The sequence below is a fragment of the Blastococcus sp. SYSU D00695 genome (assembly GCF_054050555.1).
The window spans coordinates 43,355-64,834 of sequence record NZ_JBJGZP010000015.1; the positions used below are offsets into that span (position 1 = coordinate 43,355).

Annotated in this window: 17 protein-coding genes; 2 read left to right on the top strand and 15 right to left on the bottom strand. The window is 75.9% G+C overall.

What is annotated here, in order from left to right:
* The first annotated feature begins 47 nt into the window (after positions 1-47).
* Complete coding sequence (gene mqo / locus ACI781_RS11790; protein ID WP_456566290.1) at positions 48-1,541, top strand: malate dehydrogenase (quinone); 1,494 nt, start codon at positions 48-50, stop codon at positions 1,539-1,541.
* Positions 1,542-1,548: 7 nt separating this feature from the next.
* Here mqo and ACI781_RS11795 read toward each other — a convergent pair whose 3' ends face one another.
* Positions 1,549-3,060, bottom strand: coding sequence for a potassium/proton antiporter (locus ACI781_RS11795; RefSeq protein ID WP_456566291.1), 1,512 nt, complete (start codon positions 3,058-3,060; stop codon positions 1,549-1,551).
* Between the two features lie 119 nt (positions 3,061-3,179).
* Between ACI781_RS11795 and ileS the strand changes: the two genes are divergently transcribed.
* Positions 3,180-6,374, top strand: coding sequence for an isoleucine--tRNA ligase (gene ileS / locus ACI781_RS11800; RefSeq protein WP_456566292.1), 3,195 nt, complete (start codon positions 3,180-3,182; stop codon positions 6,372-6,374).
* A 66-nt stretch (positions 6,375-6,440) separates the two neighbouring features.
* Here the strand turns inward: ileS and ACI781_RS11805 are convergent, their stop codons facing one another.
* The 14 genes from ACI781_RS11805 to ACI781_RS11870 all read right to left on the bottom strand — a co-directional run bounded on the left by ACI781_RS11805 (position 6,441) and on the right by ACI781_RS11870 (position 21,480).
* Entirely contained in the window at positions 6,441-7,097 is a 657-nt protein-coding gene (locus ACI781_RS11805) for a hypothetical protein (RefSeq protein ID WP_456566293.1), read from the bottom strand.
* A gap of 118 nt (positions 7,098-7,215) precedes the next feature.
* Positions 7,216-7,941 carry a DivIVA domain-containing protein gene (locus ACI781_RS11810; protein WP_456566294.1) on the bottom strand — a complete coding sequence of 242 codons (726 nt, stop codon included), beginning with the start codon at positions 7,939-7,941 and terminating at the stop codon, positions 7,216-7,218.
* A 104-nt stretch (positions 7,942-8,045) separates the two neighbouring features.
* A complete protein-coding gene (locus ACI781_RS11815) occupies positions 8,046-8,342 on the bottom strand; it encodes a YggT family protein (RefSeq protein WP_456566295.1) in 297 nt (98 codons plus the stop codon).
* Between the two features lie 66 nt (positions 8,343-8,408).
* Positions 8,409-9,191, bottom strand: coding sequence for a cell division protein SepF (locus ACI781_RS11820; protein ID WP_456566296.1), 783 nt, complete (start codon positions 9,189-9,191; stop codon positions 8,409-8,411).
* Between the two features lie 13 nt (positions 9,192-9,204).
* Complete coding sequence (locus ACI781_RS11825) at positions 9,205-9,963, bottom strand: YggS family pyridoxal phosphate-dependent enzyme (RefSeq protein WP_456566297.1); 759 nt, start codon at positions 9,961-9,963, stop codon at positions 9,205-9,207.
* A gap of 82 nt (positions 9,964-10,045) precedes the next feature.
* On the bottom strand, positions 10,046-10,777 hold the full coding sequence (gene pgeF, locus ACI781_RS11830; protein WP_456566298.1) for a peptidoglycan editing factor PgeF: 732 nt from the start codon (positions 10,775-10,777) through the stop codon (positions 10,046-10,048).
* A gap of 23 nt (positions 10,778-10,800) precedes the next feature.
* On the bottom strand, positions 10,801-12,090 hold the full coding sequence (gene ftsZ / locus ACI781_RS11835; RefSeq protein ID WP_456566299.1) for a cell division protein FtsZ: 1,290 nt from the start codon (positions 12,088-12,090) through the stop codon (positions 10,801-10,803).
* A gap of 420 nt (positions 12,091-12,510) precedes the next feature.
* Positions 12,511-13,290 (bottom strand): cell division protein FtsQ/DivIB, encoded by a 780-nt coding sequence (locus ACI781_RS11840; protein ID WP_456566300.1) that lies wholly within the window; start codon positions 13,288-13,290, stop codon positions 12,511-12,513.
* Positions 13,287-14,747 (bottom strand): UDP-N-acetylmuramate--L-alanine ligase, encoded by a 1,461-nt coding sequence (gene murC, locus ACI781_RS11845; RefSeq protein WP_456566301.1) that lies wholly within the window; start codon positions 14,745-14,747, stop codon positions 13,287-13,289. Before murC ends, ACI781_RS11840 begins: the two co-directional genes overlap by 4 nt.
* Entirely contained in the window at positions 14,744-15,862 is a 1,119-nt protein-coding gene (gene murG / locus ACI781_RS11850) for an undecaprenyldiphospho-muramoylpentapeptide beta-N-acetylglucosaminyltransferase (protein ID WP_456566302.1), read from the bottom strand. Before murG ends, murC begins: the two co-directional genes overlap by 4 nt.
* Entirely contained in the window at positions 15,859-17,346 is a 1,488-nt protein-coding gene (ftsW, locus tag ACI781_RS11855; protein WP_456566303.1) for a putative lipid II flippase FtsW, read from the bottom strand. The genes murG and ftsW overlap by 4 nt, the downstream gene beginning before the upstream one ends.
* Before the next feature lie 104 nt (positions 17,347-17,450).
* Entirely contained in the window at positions 17,451-18,527 is a 1,077-nt protein-coding gene (mraY, locus tag ACI781_RS11860) for a phospho-N-acetylmuramoyl-pentapeptide-transferase (RefSeq protein WP_456566304.1), read from the bottom strand.
* On the bottom strand, positions 18,524-19,918 hold the full coding sequence (locus ACI781_RS11865) for a UDP-N-acetylmuramoyl-tripeptide--D-alanyl-D-alanine ligase (RefSeq protein ID WP_456566305.1): 1,395 nt from the start codon (positions 19,916-19,918) through the stop codon (positions 18,524-18,526). The genes mraY and ACI781_RS11865 overlap by 4 nt, the downstream gene beginning before the upstream one ends.
* Positions 19,915-21,480: a UDP-N-acetylmuramoyl-L-alanyl-D-glutamate--2,6-diaminopimelate ligase gene (locus ACI781_RS11870; protein WP_456566306.1), complete on the bottom strand. Its 1,566-nt coding sequence runs from the start codon at positions 21,478-21,480 to the stop codon at positions 19,915-19,917. The genes ACI781_RS11865 and ACI781_RS11870 overlap by 4 nt, the downstream gene beginning before the upstream one ends.

The following is a 21,480-nucleotide window of genomic DNA, read 5'->3' on the forward strand; positions in this document are numbered from 1 at the left end:
GAGCCGATGGTCGGTGTCGGACCTCGTACCCGGCCAGAGAGGCAATCGTGTCCACCGAGCCCGCCCCCGCCACCGATCCCGACGTAGTCCTCGTCGGTGGCGGCATCATGAGCGCGACCCTCGCGTCGCTGCTCGGCATCGTCGCGCCCGACTGGAGCATCTCGGTCTTCGAGTCCGGTCCCGCCGTCGCCGGGGAGAGCTCGGACGCGTGGAACAACGCGGGCACCGGGCACGCGGCGCTGTGCGAGCTGAACTACACGCCGGCGGGACCCGACGGGCGGGTCGACCCGACCAAGGCCATCACGATCAACGAGCAGTTCCAGCTGTCGCGGCAGTTCTGGTCGCACCTGGTGCGCCAGGGCATGACCGGGTCCCCGAAGGACTTCATCGCCCCGGTGCCGCACATCAGCTTCGTCACCGGTGAGGACGGGCGCGCCTACATGCGCAACCGCTACGCCGCCCTGACCTCGCACCCCCTCTTCGAGGGCATGGAGTACACCGACGACCCGGCGACCTTCGCCGAGTGGGCGCCGCTGATGATGGCCGGCCGCGACCCGGCCGAGGTGGTTGCCGGGACCCGCGCCGTCGCCGGGACCGACGTCAACTTCGGCGCCCTCACCCGCCTGCAGCTGACCGACGCCGAGGCGCGCGGGGTGTACGTGCACGTGGGTCAGCGGGTCTCGGACGTGGAGCGGATGGACGACGGCCGCTGGCGGGTCACCGTCACCGACGTCGACAGCGGCGAGCGCCGCACGGTGCGCACCCGGTTCGTCTTCGTGGGCGCCGGCGGGGGCGCGCTCCCGCTGCTGCAGAAGGCCGCCATCCCCGAGATCCGCGGCTTCGGCGGCTTCCCGGTCAGCGGCGAGTTCCTGCGCACCCGCTCCGCCGAGCTCGTGTCCCGGCACCAGGCGAAGGTGTACGGCCAGGCCGCCGTCGGCGCGCCGCCGATGTCGGTGCCGCACCTGGACCTGCGCCTGGTCGACGGCGAGTACTCGCTGCTGTTCGGCCCCTACGCCGGCTGGTCGCCGAAGTTCCTCAAGGCCGGCTCGGTGTTCGACCTGCCGCTGTCGGTGAAGCCCAACAACCTGGGCTCGATGCTGGGCGTCGCCCGCACCGAGCTCGCGCTCACCAAGTACCTGATCGGCGAGCTGCTGCAGTCGCGCGCGGCCCGGCACAAGACCCTGCAGGGGTTCGTCCCGCTGGCCGAGCAGGCCGACTGGGACATGATCACCGCCGGCCAGCGGGTGCAGGTCATCAAGCGCGACGCGGCGAGCGGCAAGGGCGTCCTGCAGTTCGGCACCGAGCTGATCACCGGCGCCGACGGTTCGATCGCCGGCCTGCTGGGGGCCTCCCCCGGCGCGTCGACGGCCGTGTCGGCGATGCTCACGCTGCTGGAGCGCTGCTTCCCGCAGCACCTGGACGCGTGGCGGCCCCGGCTGCAGGAGGCGATCCCCTCCTACGGCCGCAGCCTGGCCACCGACCACGCGCTGCTCGCCGAGGTCCGCGAGGAGACGACGAAGACCCTCGAGCTCGTCGCCTGACCGCCCCTCAGTCGGCCTGGCTGGGGTCGCCGGTCTCGCCGCGCCAGCTGGCCAGGCGGCCCGCCCGGGAGACCGCGCGCAGCCGGCGCTCGGCCTCCTCGCGGGACCGGCGGGCGGCGACCAGCAGCGCCTGGTCCCCGCGCATCAGCCGCGTGCCGGCGTCGGGCACGAACGGGCGCCCGTCGCGCACCACGAGGACGACGGCGGCGTCCTCGGGCAGCCGCAGCTCGGGCAGGTAGACGCCGTGCAGCCGCGACCCCACGGGCACCGTCAGCTGCATCAGCTCGGCGTCGAGCTCCTCCAGCGGCGCGGCCTCGACCTGGACCTCCCGCGGGGTGACGGGCGTGGCGATCCCCAGCCCGCGGGCCACCCAGGGCAGCGACCGGCCCTGGACGAGGGTGAACACGACCACGAGCACGAAGACGGTGTCGAACACGGTGGTGGCCTGTGGCACGCCGGCGGCGATCGGGAACGTGGCCAGCACGATCGGCACGGCGCCGCGCAGTCCCGCCCACGACACGAAGACCTGCTGCGGCCAGGGCATCCGGAACGGGGCCAGGCTGACCAGTACCGACACGGGCCGGGCGACCAGCAGCAGCGCCGCGCCGACGACCAGCGCCGGCCCGAGCGCGCCCAGCAGCCGGTCCGGCGAGGCGAGCAGGCCCAGCAGCACGAACAACCCGATCTGGGCCAGGGACGCCATGCCCTCGGCGAAGCCGATGCTCGCCGAGCGGTGCGGCAGCGGCGCGTTGCCCAGCACCAGGCCGCACAGGTAGACCGCGACGAACCCGGAGGCGTGCACGAGGTCGGCCGAGGCGAACGCCAGGACGCACAGGGCGAGGGTGGCCAGCGGGTAGAGGCCCGACAGCGGCAGCGCCACGCGGCGCAGCAGCCACGCCCCCGCCGTCCCGAGCACGACGCCGATCACGGCTCCCGCGGCGAGCTCGGCGACCACCGCGAGCGCGGTGACCCACCACGGGCGCGCCTCCCCGCCGACGAGCCGCTCGGACAGGACGACCACCAGGAGGATGACCGGGGCGTCGTTCAGCCCGGACTCCGCCTCCAGCGCCGCCACCATCCGCCGGGGCAGCGGCAGGCGCCGCAGGGTGGCGAACACGGCCGCGGCGTCGGTGGAGCTGACGACGGCGCCCAGCAGCAGCGCGAACGACCAGCTCATGTCCAGCACCGCGACGGCGAGCGCGGCGGTGACGGCGACGCTGACGACCACGCCCACCGTGGCCAGGGCGACGCCCGGCCCGAGGGCCCGCCGGACGTCGCCCCAGCGGGTCGTCAGCCCGCCCTCGGCGAGGATGACGACCAGCGCGGTGACGCCGAGGGTCTGGGTGAGCTCGACGTCCTCGAAGTCCACGCCCAGGCCGCTCTCCCCCAGGGCCACGCCCAGGGCGAGGTACAGCAGCAGGCTGGGCAGTCCCAGCCGGTCGGCCACGCGCAGCGCGACGGCCGCGACGAGCACCACGACGGAGCCGACGGCGAGCGCGACGGTGACCGTCTCGTTCACCGCCCGCCCCCCAGCACGGGGGCAGTCTCCCGTACCGGCGCGCCCGCGCGATCCGACCGGCCCGGGCCTCCGCCGCACGCCGTGCCGAACCCGGTCGACGGCTCGGGGACAATGGGGGCGTGAGCTCTCCCGGTCCCGACTCGGCTCCCTCCCCGGCGACGCCCCCCGGGCGCTTCCGCGCCATGCCCCCGCAGGTCGACCTGCCCGCGCTGGAGCACGACGTGCTGCGTCGCTGGGAGGAGGCGGAGGTCTTCGCCCGGAGCCTGGCCGACAGCCAGGGCAAGCCGCAGTGGAACTTCTACGAGGGCCCGCCGACGGCCAACGGCCGCCCGGGCACCCACCACATCGAGGCCCGGGCGTTCAAGGACGTCTTCCCCCGCTTCAAGACGATGCAGGGCTGGCACGTGCCCCGCCGCGCCGGCTGGGACTGCCACGGCCTGCCGGTGGAGATCGCCGTCGAGCAGGAGCTGGGCTTCGCCGGGAAGCCCGACATCGAGCGCTACGGCATCGCCGAGTTCAACGCGCGGTGCCGGGAGTCGGTGCTGCGGCACGTCGACTCGTTCTCCGAGCTGACCCGCCGGATGGGCTACTGGGTCGACATGTCCACCGCCTACTGGACGATGGACCCGCACTACGTCGAGAGCGTCTGGTGGTCGCTCAAGCAGGTCTTCGACAAGGGCCTGCTGGTCGAGGACCACCGCGTCGCGCCGTACTGCCCGCGCTGCGGCACCGGCCTGTCCGACCACGAGGTCGCCCAGGGGTACGAGTCGATCACCGACCCCTCGGTGTACGTCAGCCTGCCGGTCACCAGCGGCGAGTGGGCCGGCCGCGCCGACCTGCTGATCTGGACGACGACGCCGTGGACGTTGCCGTCCAACACCGCCGTCGCGGTCAACCCCGAGGTCACCTACCTGGTGGTCCGGGCCGAGCACCAGGGCCGGGAGCGCACCGTCGTCGTCGCCGAGCCGCTGGTGGACGCCGTCCTGGGCGCCGACACCCCCCGCGAGGTGCTGGCCACCACGACCGGGCGCGACTGGGAGCGGGTGCACTACCAGCGGCCGTTCGAGCTGGTGGAGTTCCCCGAGGGGGACGCGCACTACGTCGTCCTCGCCGACTACGTCACCACCGACGACGGCACCGGGCTGGTGCACCAGTCCCCCGCCTTCGGCGCCGACGACCTCGCCGTCTGCCGCGGCTACGGGCTGCCCGTGGTCAACCCGATCGACTCGACCGGCCACTTCCTGCCCGAGGTCGGCCTGGTGGGCGGCCGGTTCTTCAAGGTGGCCGACGAGTCGCTGGTCGAGGACCTGCAGGCGCGCGGCGTGCTGTGGCGCGAGCAGCGCTACGAGCACAGCTACCCGCACTGCTGGCGCTGCCACACGCCGCTCATGTACTACGCGCAGCCGTCCTGGTACATCCGCACCAGCACGATCAAGGACCGGCTGTTGGCGGAGAACGAGAAGACCCGCTGGTACCCCGAGACCATCCAGTGGGGCCGCTACGGCGACTGGCTGCACAACAACGTCGACTGGGCGCTGTCGCGCGACCGCTACTGGGGCACGCCGCTGCCGATCTGGCGCAACGACGCCGACCCGTCGCACGTGGTCGCCGTCGGCTCGCTCGCCGAACTGTCGGAGCTGACCGGCCGCGACCTGTCCGACCTGGACCCGCACCGGCCCTTCATCGACGACGTCACGTTCACGCTGCCCGGCACCGAGGGGACCTTCCGCCGGGTGCCGCAGGTCATCGACGCCTGGTACGACTCCGGGTCGATGCCGTTCGCGCAGTGGGGCGCGCCGTACCGGAACCAGGAGCAGTTCGAGGCCGCCTACCCGGCGCAGTTCATCTGCGAGGCGATCGACCAGACCCGCGGCTGGTTCTACTCGCTCATGGCGGTCGGCACGCTGGTGTTCGACCAGAGCTCCTACGAGAACGTGCTGTGCCTGGGCCACATCCTCGCCGAGGACGGCCGGAAGATGAGCAAGCACCTGGGCAACATCCTCGAGCCGATCCCGCTGATGGACCGGCACGGCGCCGACGCCGTGCGCTGGTTCATGCTGGCCGGCGGCTCGCCGTGGTCGGCCCGCCGGGTGGGGCACGAGACGCTGTCCGAGGTGGTCCGCAAGGTCCTGCTGACCTACTGGAACACGGCGAGCTTCTTCACCCTCTACGCCGAGACCAACGGCTGGGACCCATCCAGCACCCCCGCTCCCCCGCGCGCGGAGCGCCCGCTGCTGGACCGCTGGGCGCTGGCCACCCTCGCCGAGGTCACCGAGGGCGTCACCGCGGCGCTGGAGGACTTCGACACCCAGGGCGCCGGCCGGCTGCTCGCGCAGTTCGTCGACGACCTGTCCAACTGGTACGTGCGGCGCTCCCGCCGCCGGTTCTGGGACGGCGACCCGGCCGCGCTGGGCACGCTGCACGAGGTGCTCGACGGCCTGACCCGCCTCATGGCGCCGTTCACGCCGTTCGTCACCGAGGAGGTGTGGGCCCGCGCGGTCCGTCCCGGCCGGGACGACGCCGCGGACTCGGTGCACCTGTCCTCGTGGCCCCAGGCCGACGCCGGTGCCCGCGACCCGCAGCTGGTCGAGCAGGTCTCGCTGGTGCGCCGGCTGGTGGAGCTGGGCCGCTCGGCGCGGACGTCCTCGAAGGTCCGCACCCGCCAGCCGCTGGCCCGCGCCCTCGTCGCCGCCCCCGGCTGGGCGCAGCTGCCCCGCGACCTCGTCGCCGAGGTGGCCGACGAGCTGAACGTGCAGGAGCTGACCGAGCTCTCGGCCGTCGAGGGCGAGCTCGTCGACGTCAGCGTGAAGATCGACTTCCGCGCCGTCGGCCGCCGCCTGGGCAAGCAGGTGCAGGCCGTGGCGAAGGCCGTCGCCGCCGCCGACGCCCGCGCGCTGGTCGCGGCGTACCGGTCGGGGGGTGCGTCGGTCGAGGTCGACGGCGTCCCGGTGGCGCTGGAGGACGGCGACCTGGTGGTCACCGAGACCCCGCGCGAGGGCTGGACTGTCGCCAGTGGCGGTGGCCTGACCGTGGCGCTGGACCTGACGCTCACGCCGGAGCTGGAGCGCGCCGGGCTGGTCCGCGAGGCGGTGCGCCTGGTGCAGGAGGCCCGCAAGGCCGCGGGGCTCGCCGTCAGCGACCGGATCGAGCTGCACTGGACGGCCGGGGGCCCGCTCGCCCAGGCGCTCACCGAGCAGGCCGAGGCCGTCGCTGCGGAGGTGCTCGCGGTGCGCGTGCAGGGCGGCTCCGCCGGCGAGGGCCCCGGCGTGGAGGGCCCCGACGGGTCGCGGTTCTGGGTGGTCCGCGCCGGCTGACCCGCCGGCCCCGCCCCGGCCACCGCGCCGGGGCGGGCGATGCGGGACGGCCGGCGACGGGGCGGGTCAGTCCCGGGCGGCCGACCGGCGGGCCCGGGCGACGTCGGCGAGGTGGCCGTCGGGACGGCAGACCGCGCACGGCGTGAAGCCGTCCACGCGGGCCTCCGCGACCGGCAGCGGGACGGTGGCCCGGCCGCGCAGCCAGCGGCAGTCGGCCAGGTGGTAGCGCGGGTGCTCGTCCACGACGAGCACCTCGTCGCGCATGTCCACGACCAGGAGCAGGTCGCTGAACTCGACGTCCTCCTCGGCCGGGTCGTCCCCGCCGCTGCCGGCGACACCGGCCGGCCCCGCTGCGGGTGCCGCGGTCCCGGGCGCGGCGTCACCGGCGGGCGACGCCTCCGGCGCCGAGTGCCGTCCGGTGGGTGCCGCGGTCCCGGCTCCCGCGCCCGCGTCGGTCTCCGCCGGCGCCCCGGCCGCTGCGGCGGGCGCGGCCTCGGCAGAGGTCGCCGCGGCCGGGACGCGGTCCCCGGCGTCGGTGGGGCGGACTGGGGCGGCCGCCGGGGCGTCCCAGGCCCCGGGCCGCAGCCGGACGACGACCAGCAGCACCGCGGCCACGCCGCAGCAGGCCGTGCAGGCCCAGGAGAACGCCGTCGTCCCCGTCGCCAGGCCGGCCACGAACAGCCCGAGCCCGGCGAGCACCAGCAGCCCGGCCGCCAAGATCACCGCCCGACTGTATCCGCGGCCACCGCACGGCCGCCCGACGGCGGCCTCGGCACGCCGAGGGCCCCCGGACCGGTGGTCCGGGGGCCCTCGGGGGGACGGCGCGGGGCGCCGGGCGCCGCTACGCGGAGGCGTGCTGGTTCTGCCGGCCGGCCGGAGCCGGCTCGGCGGACCCGCGGCCGTCGAGGTCGCGCAGGTGCGACTCGAGGTAGGACCTCAGGCGGGTGCGGTACTCGCGCTCGTAGGTGCGCAGCTCCTCGATCTTGCGCTCGAGGCTGCTGCGCTTCTGCTCGAGACCGCTGACGACCTCGGAGTGGCGACGCTCGGCGTCCTGCTCCAGGGCCGCGGCCTTGGCGCGGGCCTCCCGCTCCATCGTGTCCACGCGGGTGCGCGCGTCACCGATCATCGTGTCGGCGCGCATCTTGGCCTCGCTGACCATCTGCTCGCTCTTGGCGCGGGCCTCGGACAGCATGCGGTCGCTGTTGGTCTTGGCACCGGAGACCATCTCGTCGGCCTGGGCCTTGGCCTCGTTGACGTAGCGGTCGGCCGTCTCGGTGGCCAGGGCCAGCATCCGGGAGGCGCGGGCGCTGTCGTCCTCGCGCGGCGCGGCGGGCGGCGGCGGGGGCGCCTGCACCGCGGCCGGCGCCGGGGCGGGCTGCTGGTCGACGACGGTCGCGGGCGTGCGGCCGGTGTTGGCCCGCAGCTCGTTGTTCTCCTCGATCAGCCGGGCGAGCTCCGCCTCGACGACGTCGAGGAAGGCGTCCACCTCGTCCTCGTCGTAGCCCCGCTTGCCGATCGGCGGCTTCTTGAAGACGACGTTGTGGACGTCGGCGGGCGTGAGTGGCAACTAGCTCACCTCGGGTCGGACGGCGGGAACAGGGACGTTCTCGGACGAGCGGCGGTGAGTGCCACCCGACGCGCGGCGACGACGTGACCGGCGCGGATCGGGACTCACGCGGTGATGGCCAGCCGAGTCGTGATGTCGCGCAGGATGAACACGGCGATCAGGAGCACCATAAACCCGAGGTCCAGCCGGACGGCCCCCAGGTTCAGCGGTGGGATGACCTTGCGGATGGCCTTCAGCGGCGGGTCGGTGGTCGCGTACACGACCTCCAGTCCCGCAGCGACCAGGCCGGAGGGCCGCCAGCTGCGGGCCAGGACCATCACCCAGTCGACGACGAACCGCGCGAAGAGCAGCACGAGGAAGACGAGCAGGACCGACGACACGATGTACCAGAAGAGAGCCACGGTCCTCGCTCGTCCAGGGGCACCGGCGTGCCTCGCCCACCACCGGCCACGGGCGGCCGGTGGCGCCTAGGACCGGTCGAAGAACCCGCCCTCGCGGATCTTCGCCTTGTCCTCGGCGGTCACGTCGACGTCCCGCGGGCTGAGCAGGAACACCTTCGCCGTGACGCGCTCGATACTACCGCGCAGCCCGAACGACAGACCGGCAGCGAAGTCCACCAGGCGCTTCGCGTCGGCGTCGTCCATCTCCGACAGGTTCATGATCACGGGCCGGCCGTCGCGGAAGCTCTCGCCGATCTGGCGCGCCTCGTTGTAGGTGCGCGGGTGCAGCGTCGTGATGCGGTAGGGCTGCGGCGCGGGGACGGGCGCCGCCTCGGCCTCGGCCGCGGGCTCCGGCGCGGGGGCGGGCTCGCGGACCGGGGCGGCGGCGGCACCGGCCGACGCCGACGTCAGCCGGCTCGCCGGGGTCGCGCCGGCCGTGGGCGCGAGCCCGAGGTTGCGGGCCGACCCGGACCGGCGCAGCGTCACCGGCTCGGGCTGCGGCGCCGGAGCCTCGACCTCGTCGTCGTAGTAGTCGTAGCGCGCGTCCCCGAGCCGGTCGCCGACGCGCCGGTCGTCCAGCCGCCGGTCGTCCAGCCGCCGGTCGTCCAGCCGCCGGTCGTCCAGCCGCCGGTCGTCGAGGTGCCGGTCGTCGAGGGCGTCGTCGTACCCGTCCTCGGGCAGGTAGCGGCCGTAGCGCCGGTCGTCGTAGCGGTCGTCGGACTGGCGGGCGTCGTACCGGCCGTAGGCGCGGGCGTCGTCGTCCTCGACGAGCCCGAGGTAGATGCCCATCTTCCGCATGGCTCCGGCCATCGGACCTCCCCCTCTACTCGGACCCCCGGGGCCCGTGTGACTGGTGTGACTCGCGTGGCTGGTGAGCCGCATCTGACGGGGAGGGTAGGGGCCGGTCGCCGAAGATCGCGGTTCCGACACGCACGATCGTGCTGCCGGCCGCCACGGCGGCCTCCAGGTCCCCGCTCATCCCGGCGGAGATGCCGGCGGCGTCCGGGTGGTCGGCGCGCAGCCGGGCGGAGACGTCGGCCAGGCGCGCGAAGGCCGCCGCCGGGTCCTCCCCGCGCGGGGCGACGGCCATGACCCCGCGCAGCCGCAGCCCGGGCTGCCCGGCCACCGCCTCGGCCAGCCCCGGGACGTCGTCCGGCACCGCCCCGCCGCGGGCGGCGAGCTCGCCCTCCGGACCGCCGAGGTCCACCTGCAGGTAGACCTCCACGGGCCGGCCGGTCTCCTCTCCCACGCGGGCGAGGGGGCCCAGCAGCGCCGGCCTGTCCACCGAGTGCACGACGGCCCCGGTGCGCGCGACGGCGGCGGCCTTGTTGCGCTGCAGCTGACCGATGAAGTGCCAGCGCAGCTCGACGTCCTCCAGCGCGGCGGCCTTGCCGGTCAGCTCCTGGGCCCGGTTCTCCCCGAAGTCGTGCTGGCCGAGTCCGGCGAGCGCGCGCACGTCCTCGGCGGGCCACGTCTTGCTGACGGCGAGCAGGGCGACCGACGACGGGTCCCGACCGGCCGCGCGGGCCGCGGCGTCGATCCGCGCGCGCACGCGGCGCAGGTTGTCCGCGAGCGTGCTCATGCCCCGATCCTCCCGCGCGCCGCCGGCGTCCTCGCAGGGCCCCGCCGCGAGCTCGCGACCGGTGGGCGCCGGAGGGCCCGCCTCAGGCCAGCCAGACGACGCCGGCCTGGCGACCGGTGACCCCGTCGCGCCGGTGGGAGAACAGGGTGCGGTCCTCGACCGTGCAGCGCGGGTCGTGCACGACCTCGGGGATGCCGGCCCGGCGCAGGACCTCCTCCACGCCGGCGCGCAGGTCCAGGCCGGCGGTGCCCGCCCGGGTGCGGACGGCGGCGGCGGGGGCGACGCGGGCGACCTCGGCCTGCATCTGCTCCGGGACCTCGTAGCAGGCCCCGCAGACGGCGGGCCCGAGCAGCGCGGACACGTGCCGGGCGCGCGCCCCGAGGCTCGCCATCGCCGACAGCGCCGCGGGGACGACGCCCTGCCGGAGTCCCTCCCGGCCGGCGTGCACCGCCGCCACGATCCCGCGGTCGGAGTCGGCCAGCAGGATCGGGACGCAGTCGGCGGCCAGCACGCAGAGCACGAGCCCGCGGGTCGCCGTCACCACCGCGTCGGTCGCCGGCAGCGCCCCCTCGACCGGGCCGTCGACGACGGCGACGCCGGCCCCGTGCACCTGGTCCATCCACACCAGCCGGCCGGGCTCGGTCCCGAGCTCGCGCGCCAGCCGCGCGCGGTTGGCGTCGACGGCGGCGGGGTCGTCGCCGACGTGCCCGCCGAGGTTGAACGTGTCGTAGGGCGACACGGACCGGCCGCCCCGTCGATCGGTGACGACCCGGCGGGGTCGCACCGCCGACGGGGCGGCCGGTCCGGAACTCATGGCCTCGACGCTACCGGGCGCTCCTACTGGCGCAGGAACTCCGGGATGTCCAGCTCCTCCTCGAAGTCCTCGCTGGACAGCGGGCGGCGACCGGGGGCGGCCGCGCTCGTGGCCGCGGGGCCGGCGATCGGCGGGAGCGGGGGCACCGCGATGCCGCCGGCGGCGGGACGCCCCGGCACCGGGGCCGCGGGGGCGGCGGGGGGCACGGCGGCACCGGGGGCGCCGACGAGCCGCTCCCCCGTGGCCGCCGGGGCCACCGGGCGCACCTGGGCGGGGGCGGGCGCGACCGGTCGGGCCTGCGCGGGCGGGGCGACCGGCGCCGCCGGCGTCACCGTCCCCATCCCGACGTCCTTGCGGGCGCTGGGACGGCCGCTGTCGAAGCCGGCCGCGATGACCGTCACCCGGACCTCGTCCCCGAGGGCGTCGTCGATGACCGCACCGAAGATGATGTTCGCGTCGGCGTGCGCCGCGTCGGACACCAGCGAGGCGGCCTCGTTGATCTCGAAGAGGCCGAGGTCCGAGCCGCCGGAGATGGACAGCAGGACGCCGTGGGCGCCCTCCATCGAGGCCTCCAGCAGCGGGCTGGCGATGGCCTGCTCGGCCGCGAGCAGCGCGCGGTTGTCCCCGCGGGCGCTGCCGATGCCCATGAGGGCGGAGCCGGCGCCGGACATGACCGACTTGACGTCGGCGAAGTCGAGGTTGATCAGACCCGGCGTCGTGATCAGGTCGGTGATGCCCTGGACACCGGACAGCAGCACCTGGTCGGCGGTGCGGAAGGCGTCCATCACGCTGACGTTGCGGTCGCCCAGCTGCAGCAGCCGGTCGTTGGGGATGACGATCAGCGTGTCGCACTCGTTGCGCAGCTCGTCGATGCCCGACTCGGCCTGCACGGCGCGGCGCTTGCCCTCGAAGGAGAACGGGCGGGTGACGACACCGATGGTCAGCGCACCGAGCTTGCGGGCGATCGACGCCACGACGGGCGCGCCACCGGTGCCGGTGCCACCGCCCTCGCCGGCGGTGACGAAGACCATGTCGGCGCCCTTGAGCACCTCCTCGATCTCCTCGCGGTGGTCCTCGGCGGCCTGCCGGCCGACGTCCGGCTGCGCGCCGGCGCCCAGCCCGCGGGTGAGCTCGCGACCGACGTCGAGCTTGACGTCGGCGTCGCTCATCAACAGCGCCTGGGCGTCCGTGTTGATGGCGATGAACTCGACCCCCTTCAGGCCGACCTCGATCATCCGGTTGACCGCGTTCACCCCGCCGCCGCCGATGCCGACGACCTTGATGACCGCGAGGTAGTTGTGCGGAGGTGTCATGTGGGGCTCCCGACCTCGACCCTCATCCTCAAGTAAAGCCTTATAGTTATGTCAACTGGGTCGACGGGCACGAAGTTAGGTGTGGCCAGAGGGGCCTACAAGCACCGCCACGGGCCCGGCGTGTCGCATCGGCGGAACCTCACCGACCTCCCGCAACCCGGTGGTCACAAGAACACCACTGATCGTGACGACTCGCGGCCGTTTCGTCTCATGTGCCGCTCCACCTGCCGGAACACGCCCGGCCCGGGCACTTTCCGGCGATCGGGCGCGCCGGGCGTGTCGCCGCCGGTGGGCGTGTCGCCCCGTCCGCGCCGGCCGCCTGGTCCGCGGCTCGGCCGTGATCATCGGCAGGTGGTCACCGACACGCCGGCCAGGGGCAGCCACCGGCCGATGATCACGGCGGGGTCCGGGGGCAGGCCCTCAGCGGAGGACGACGGCGGACGGCGCGCTGACGTCGATGGTCGTGGCGGGGTCGAGCGCGCCCGAGGCCAGCTGCTCCAGCAGCGCCACCAGGACGTCGGCCTTCTCGGCGGACTCCTCGGCGGTCCCCCAGAGCACCGTGGTCCCGTCGTCGAGGACGAGGACCACGTCGTTGGCGGAGGCGACGGCCACCGTGGCCACGCGGGTGCGCACGTCGCGCGGCAGCTCCACGAGCGCGGCGAGCCCGGCGCGGGTGGCCGGGTCCTCGGGACCGGGGTCGGGCACCTCCAGCGGCACCACCCCGGCCGGCGGCTCCCCGGTCACCGTGTCGAAGAGCACCCCGTCGGCGTCGACCAGCACCCGCGTGCCGTCCCGCTCGACGACGGCGACCGGCACCCGCTCGACGACGGTGACGACGACGGTCTGCGGCCAGCCGCGGGTCACCTGCACCGAGGCCACCTGGGGCAACCGCGCCACCCGTGCCGCCGCGGCGTCGGTGTCGACCCGCAGCAGCGGCGTCCCCTCCTCGATCCCGGCGGCGGCGCGCACCTGCTCGGCGGTGAGCGAGCCGGCCCCGTCCACCCGCACGGTGGAGACCGCCAGCAGCGGGCTCCCCCACACCACCCACGCCGCGACGGCCAGCGCCGTCAGGACCAGCCCGACGCGGATCGCCAGCCGGCGCCGCGGGTCCAGCGGGCGCCGCGGCGGGCGGGCCGGGCGGCGGGCCGCGTCGGCCGGCCCGCCGCGCTGGCGGTCGCGGGTGGTGGCGGCCCGGCTCACCGCTGCGCCGGACCGCCGGTCGGCCCAGCCGGCCCGTCGCCCCGCGCGGTGAGCGCCGCGAGCACCTCGGGGCCGACCATCGACACGTTCCCGGCGCCCATCGTGATGACCAGGTCGCCCGGGCGGGCGCGCTCGGCCAGCGCGGGCGCCGTCGCCGACCAGGAGGGCTCGAAGTGCACGCGCCCGGCCGGCAGCGGGACGACGTCGGCGACCATCGCGCCGGTCACGCCGGGCACCGGGTCCTCGCGGGCGCCGTACACGTCCATGACCACGACCTCGTCGGCCAGCCCCAGCGCCTCGCCGAAGCCGGCGGCGAACTCCCGGGTGCGGCTGTACAGGTGCGGCTGGAAGGCGACGACGACGCGCCCCTCCCCCGCCACGGCGCGGGCCGCGCGCAGCTGCGCCCGCACCTCGGTCGGGTGGTGGGCGTAGTCGTCGTAGACCCGCACGCCACCGGCGACGCCCTTGAGCTCGAACCGGCGGTGCACGCCGCCGAAGCGCCCGAGCCCGGCGATCAGCGCGTCGGCGGGCAGGCCGAGCTCGAGGCCGGCCAGCAGCGCGGCGGCGCTGTTGCGGGCCATGTGCTCGCCCGGCACGCGGATGGCGACGCGGCCGAGGACCTCGCCGTCCAGCACCGCGGTCCAGGCCGTCGTCTCGGCGCCGACCTCGACGTCGACCAGCCGCAGGTCGGCGTCCTCGGCGGTGCCGTAGGTGCGCACCCGCGCCGGGGTGGGGACGGCGCGCAGCCGGGCCGCGCCGGGGTCGTCGGCGCACAGCACGACGAACCCCCCGGGCGCGACCGTGCCGAGGAAGCGGTCGAACGCCTCCTCGACGGCGGCCAGGTCGCCGTAGTTGTCCAGGTGGTCGGCCTCGACGTTGGTCACGATCGCCCCGTGCGGGGCCAGCAGCAGGAACGACCGGTCGCTCTCGTCCGCCTCGGCGACGAAGACGTCGCCCTCGCCGGAGTGGGCGTTGCTGCCCGACTCGTTGAGGTCGCCGCCGATCGCGAACGACGGGTCGACCCCGCAGGCCTGCACCGCCACGGTGAGCATCGAGGTCGTCGACGTCTTGCCGTGCGTGCCGGCGACGGCCACGCTGCGCCGCCCGGCCATGACGGCCGCCAGCGCCACCGCCCGCGGCAGCACCCGCAGCCCCCGCTCGCGGGCGGCGGCGAGCTCCGGGTTGTCCTCGCGGATGGCCGTGGAGACGACGACCGTGTCGGCGTCCCCCAGGTTCCCCGGCGCGTGACCGAGCTCGACGCGGGCGCCCAGCGCGCGCAGCGCCAGCAGCGTGGGGGTGTCGCGCCGGTCGCTGCCGCTCACCCGCACCCCGCGCGCCAGCATGATCCGGGCGATGCCGCTCATGCCGGCCCCGCCGATCCCGACGAAGTGCACCCCACCCAGGTCCGCCAGCCCCGGGATGGGTTCCCGCCAGGCGGCCACCGCAGCCGCGCTCATGCCCCAGCCACCTCCAGCACGATGTCGGCCAGCCGCTCGTCGGCGTCGGGCACCCCGGCCGCGGCCGCGTGGGCCGCGTAGCCGGCCAGCGCCGACGGGTCGGTCAGCAGCGGCACCAGGTGCTCCCCGATCCACGCCGGGGACAGGTCCGCGTCCTCCACCAGCAGCCCTCCCCCGGCCTCGACGACCGGCAGCGCGTTGCGCCGCTGCTCGCCGTTGCCGATGGGCAGCGGCACGAACACCCCGGGCAGCCCGACGGCCGACAGCTCCGCGACGGTCACCGCGCCCGACCGGCACAGGGCCAGGTCGGCGGCGGCGTAGGCGAGGTCCATGCGCTCCAGGTAGTCGACGACGACGTAGGGCGGCTGCCCGGCCGGACGCGCCGGGACCGTGACGTCGGTGTTCTTCGGCCCGCGGGCGTGCAGGACCTGCACCCCGGCGGCGGTCAGCGCGTCGGCCGCTCCGACGGCGGCGCGGTTGAGCGAGGCCGCCCCCTGCGAGCCACCGAACACCAGCAGGGTGGGGCGGTCGGGGTCGAGCCCGAAGGCGGCGCGGGCCTCGGCGCGGCGGGCCGGCCGGTCCAGCGAGCTGATCGCCGTCCGCAGCGGCATGCCGACGTGCTCGCCGCGGTGCAGCGGGGTGCCCGGCGCGGTGACGGCCACCCGCGCGGCGATCCGGGCGCCGATCCGGTTGGCCAGGCCCGGCAACGCGTTCTGCTCGTGGACCACCACCGGCACGCGGCCGCGCGCCGCGAGGTAGGCCGGCAGCGCGACGTAGCCGCCGAAGCCGACGACGACGTCGGCGGACAGCTGGTCGAGCAGGGCCCGGGTCTCGGTCACCGCCCGGCGCACCCGGCCGGGCACCTTGAGCAGGTCGAGCGTCGGCTTGCGCGGCAGCGGGACCGGCGGGATCAGCCGCAGGTCGTAGCCGCGGGCGGGGACCAGCCGGGTCTCCATGCCGCGGGCGGTGCCCAGGCAGGTCACCCGCACCCCGCCGTGGACCGCGCCGGCGCGCCGCAGCAGCGCGTCGGCCAGGGCGAGCATCGGCTCGATGTGCCCGCCCGTGCCGCCGCCGGCCAGCACGACGCTCACCGGGCGCCCGGGGTCGCGGGTCACCGGGGCCGCCGGGGCGCGTCGGGCGCGGCGGCGCGGGCGCGCGCCGGCGGCTGACGCCGGGCCTCGGCGCCGCGGGACCGGTCCGCCGCCCGCCGCTCCCGCGGGGCCGCCGCGCGCTCGCGCGGGGCGCGGGCGGACGGCGGGGGGACGCGGACGACGGTGCGGGCGCCCGAGCCGGAGGTGGTGCGCACCCGCCGGGGCGACTCCTCGGAGCGGCGGCGCGCCCGCAGCGGCCGGACCGGGTCGACGGCGTGCGCGGGGACGGGCAGCAGCAGGCGGGTCAGCCGGCCGGCGGGCCGCTGCCGCTGGTGCTCGATCGCCGCGGGCTCGGACCGGGCGAAGCGGATGAGCAGCCCGACGATGAACAGCGTGAGCACCAGCGAGGTGCCGCCGGCCGAGACCAGCGGCAGCGTGACGCCGGTGACCGGACCCAGACCCACCACGTACCCCATGTTCATGGCCGCCTGCCCGACCAGCCACACGGTGATGGCGATCGTGGCCAGTTGCACGAAGCGGTCGGCCGACCGGCGGGCGATGCGGAAGCCGGCGTAGGCCAGCACGCCGTAGAGCGCGACGACCACCAGGCAGCCGAGGAAGCCCAGCTCCTCGCCGATGATCGCGAAGATGTAGTCCGACTCCGCCTCGGGCAGCAGGTTCCACTTCATCGCGCTGTTGCCCAGCCCCACACCCCAGAAGCCGCCGGTGGCCAGGGCGTAGAAGCCACGGATGGCCTGGAAGCCGGAGTCGGTGGGGTCGGCGAACGGGTCGAGGAACGCCGTCCAGCGCTCCATCCGGTACGGGGCGATGACGACGAGCCCCACGGCGGCGGTGACCGCGGAGCCGATCATGGTCGCCCACACCTTCCACGGGGCCCCGGCGGCCAGCAGCAGGCCGCACAGCACGAGGCCGAGGGTGACCGAGGCGCCGAAGTCGGGCTCGAGCATCAGCAGCCCGCAGATGATCAGGAACATCGGCACCAGCGGCACGAGCAGGCTGTTGATCGTGAGGTAGCCGGCCCGCAGCGCCAGCACGTGCGCCCCCCAGACGGCCAGCACCAGCTTGGCGAGCTCGGAGGGCTGGAAGTTGGTGAAGCCCAGGTCGAACCAGGCCCGCGAGCCGTTCAGCTCGGTGCCGATGCCGGGGATGGCGACGAGCAGCAGGAGGACCAGCACCGCCCCCATCGCCGGGCGCGCCCAGCGCCGCAGGACGGCGGTGGGCAGCCGCACGGCGACCAGCAGCGCGACCAGGCCGATCGCGGCGAACACCAGCTGGTCGACGCCCGGCCGCCAGGCCGGCTGGTCAGCCAGCGCGGCCTTGATCGCCGAGGCGGAGAAGACCATGACCAGGCCGATGGCCAGCAGCATCCCGGCCGCGCCGATCACCAGGTGGCAGCTGGTCATGGGGCCGTCGAGCCAGCCGGGCAGCGGGAGCGCGGGCCGCCGCGAGGGCGTGCGGCGGGCGGCCCGGCCTGCGGTGGACTCCATCCCGCCATCGTCGCTGCTCGTCCCCGCCCGGCCCGGCAGCTCCCGGGCGTGTCGCGTGGGAACGGTGTGACGCACGGGGTCGGCGGTCGCGGTCGGCCGGCGGCTCACAGGCCGGTGAAGGACAGCCAGTCGGCGTAGAACAGCCCCAGCCCGAACGCGACCGCCATCGCGGTCACCAGCCAGAACCGCACGATGACGGTGTTCTCCGCCCAGCCGGCCAGCTCGAAGTGGTGGTGCAGCGGCGCCATGCGGAACACCCGGCGGCGGGTGGCCCGGAAGAACGCGACCTGGATCACCACCGACAGCGTGACGGCGACGAACAGGCCGCCGAGCACCACCAGCAGGAGCTCGGTGCGGGTGACGATCGCCAGCCCCGACATGAGCCCGCCGAGGGCCAGCGAGCCGGTGTCGCCCATGAAGATCTTCGCCGGGCTGGTGTTCCACCACAGGAAGCCCAGGCACGCGCCCATGGCCGCGACGGCCACCAGCGTGACGTCGAGCGGGTCGCGCACCTGGTAGCAGCCCTCGACCGCCCCGGCCGCGCAGTCGTGCGTGAACTGCCAGAACGAGATGACGACGTAGGAGCCGAAGACCATGGCCGAGGCGCCGGCGGCCAGCCCGTCCAGGCCGTCGGTGAGGTTCACCGCGTTGGAGAACCCGGCGATGAACAGGTAGGCCAGCACGACGAACAGCACCGGGCCGAGGGCCAGCGGGGCGATGTCGCGGACGTAGGACACCCACGTGGAGGCCGGGGTGACGCCGTCGGCGGGGAAGTTGATCGCCAGGATCGCGAAGGTGACGCCGACGACGAGCTGGCCGACGAGCTTGGCGGTCTTGTTCAGACCGAGGCTGCGGCGGTACCGGATCTTGAGGTAGTCGTCGAGGAAGCCGACGGTGCCCAGCCCGACCATGAGGAACAGCAGCAGCAGGCCGGTCGCGGTCACCCCGCGGCCGGGCTGGCCGAGCAGGAACAGGTGCGCGACCAGGTAGCCGCCGACGGTCGCGCTGACGATGACGGTGCCGCCCATGGTGGGCGTGCCCTTCTTCGCCAGGTGCGTCTCGGGGCCGTCGTCGCGGATCTCCTGGCCGAAGCCGAGCCGGCGGAACCGGTGCACCGCGACCGGGGTGGCGAGGATCGAGATGATCAGCCCGAAGGCCCCGGCGATCAGGACGGACTTCACGCGGGGGTCCCGCCCAGCAGGTCGTCGGCGAGCAGCTCCAGCCCGTAGGACCGGCTGGCCTTGACCAGCACGACGTCGCCGGGCACGAGCACCTCCGTCAGCAGCGCGCGGGCAGCGGCCCGGTCCGGCACGTGCACCGACCCCTCTCCGTCCCGGGCGCCCGCGGCGCGGGCCCCGGTCGCTATCCCTACCGCATCGGGGCCGACGGCCACGACGATCTCGACCCCGGCGGCGACCGCGTCGCGCCCCAGCCGCTCGTGCTCCGCCTGCGCGCCGGGGCCGAGCTCGCCCATCGCGCCGAGGACGGCGACCCGCCGGGTGGCGGCCATCCCGGTCAGCGCCGCCAGGGCGGCCCGCATCGACTCGGGGTTGGCGTTGTAGGCGTCGTTGACCACCGTGACGCCGTCGGCCCGGTGGGTGACCTCCATGCGCCAGCGGCTGCGCACCCCGGCCGCCGACAGTCCGGCGGCGACCGCGGCCGGGGTCAGGCCGGCCGCCAGCGCCGCCCCGGCGGCCGACAGCGCGTTGGCGACCTGGTGCTCGCCGACGACCTGCAGGGCCACCGGGTGCTCCTCGCCGCCGGCGGCGAGCGTGAACGAGGCCCGGCCGGCGCCGTCCAGGGCCACACCGGTCGCGCGGACGTCGGCCCCCGCCGACCGCCCGGTGGTGACGACGCGGGCGCGGGTGCGCGGCGCCATGCCGAGCACGCGCGGGTCGTCGGCGTTGAGCACGGCGGTGCCCTTCCCGGCGAGGGCCTCGACGAGCTCGCCCTTGGCCTGCGCGATGCCCTCCGGGGAGCCGAACTCCCCGAGGTGGGCGGACCCGACGTTGAGGACGACGCCGATGCGCGGCCGCGCCACCCGGCAGAGCCGGGCGATGTGCCCCTGCCCGCGGGCGCCCATCTCCAGCACCAGGAAGCGGGTCCCGGCGTCGGCCGACAGCACGGTCAGCGGCATGCCGATGTCGTTGTTGAACGACCCCGGCGGGCTGACGGTCGGGCCGGCGGTCCCGAGCACCTGGCCGAGCAGGTCCTTGGTGGACGTCTTGCCGGAGGAGCCGGTGATCCCCAGGGTCACCAGCCCGCCGGCGACCAGCCGCTCGTGCACGGCGGCGGCCAGGGCGCCCAGCGCCGCGACGGGGTCGTCGACGACCACGCAGGGCAGCGCGGCGTCGTCCCGGGTGGTCAGCGCGGCGGTGGCACCGGCGGCGGCCGCGGCCGGCACGAAGTCCGCGCCGTCCACCCGCTCACCGGGCAGGGCGACGAACAGGTCACCGGCGGCCACGGTGCGCGAGTCGATGGTGACCGCGCCGGTCACCGCGGTCGCGGGGTCGCCCGAGGTCAGCCGGCCGCCGACGACGTCGGCCACCTCGCCCAGCGTCAGCGCGATCACCGGGCGCCCCCGTCCCTGCCGGCGGCGTCGAGCGCCTGCAGCGCCTCGCGCAGCACCGTGCGGTCGTCGAACGGCGTCACCACCCCGGCGGCCTCCTGTCCGGTCTCGTGTCCCTTGCCCGCGACCAGCACGGTGTCGCCGGGGCGGGCGCGCGCGACGGCCTCGGCGATGGCGGCCCGGCGGTCGCCGACCTCCAGCACCGCCGCGCGGCGGTCGGCGGGTACGCCCGCGAGGACGGCGGCGCGGATCGCGGCCGGGTCCTCCGAGCGCGGGTTGTCGTCGGTGACCACGAGCAGGTCGCTGCCCCGGGCGGCCGCCGCGCCCATGGCCGGTCGCTTGCCGGGGTCGCGGTCCCCGCCGCAGCCGAGCACGGTGATCACCCGGCCGCGGGTGGCGCCGCGCAGGGCGGCCAGGGCGGTGGTCACCGCGTCCGGGGTGTGCGCGTAGTCGACGACGGCGACGAACGGCTGGCCGGCGTCGACCGGCTCCATGCGGCCGGGGACGACGGTGGCGGCGATGCCCTCCAGGGCGGTCTCCACCGGCACGCCGACCGCGTCCAGCAGCGCCACGGCCAGCAGCGCGTTGGCCACGTTGAACCGGCCGGGCAGCCGCACGTGCGCCGGCCAGGAACGGCCACCGGGCCCGTGCAGGGTGAACGTGGAGCCGCCGTCCGGCGCGGTCGCGACCGCCGACGCCGTCCAGTCCGCCGGCCGATCCCCCGACGCGGCCACGGTCACGGCCCGGCGACCGCCGAGCATGCCGGTGAGCCGGCGGCCGTGCGCGTCGTCGACGTCGACCACCTCGACGGCGGCGCGCCCGTCGAACAGCAGCGCCTTGGCGCGGAAGTAGTCCTCGAGGTCGGCGTGGAAGTCCAGGTGGTCCTGGCTGAGGTTGGTGAAGCCCGCGGCCGCGAACGGCACGCCGCCGACCCGGCCGAGCACCAGCGCGTGGCTGGACACCTCCATGACCACCGCCTCCACGCCCGCCTCGGCCATCCCGGCCAGCAGCGCGTGCAGGACCGGCGCCTCCGGGGTGGTCCGGGCGCTGGGCACCGCGGTCGGCGCGGCCCCGGGCAGGCGGGTGCGCGTCTGCACGGTGCCGATGAGGCCCGTCGCCCGGCCGGCGGCGACCAGGCCGGCCTCGACCAGGTACGCCGTCGTCGTCTTGCCGTTGGTGCCGGTGATGCCGATGACCGGCAGCCGCCGGGCCGGCTCGCCGTAGACGCGCGCGGCGACGGCTCCCAGCACCGCGCGGGGGTCGTCGACGACGCACACGGGCAGCGCCGGGTCGGTCACGGCCGCCCGGCCGGCCGGGTCGGTGAGCACCGCGACCGCGCCGGCGGCCAGCGCGTCGGCGAGGTAGGCCGCCCCGTGGGTGCGCGCACCGGGCAGCGCGGCGTAGAGGTCACCGGGGCGGACGTCGGTGGAGGCGAGGGTGACGCCGGTGACGGCGGTGCCGGGGTCCCCCTGCACCGGGTCGCCGACGAGGTCGGCCAGCTCGGCGAGGGGCAGCGGCGCGGTGCCCGCGGGCCGGGGCGCCGCCCCGGGCGCGGTCGGGGTCAC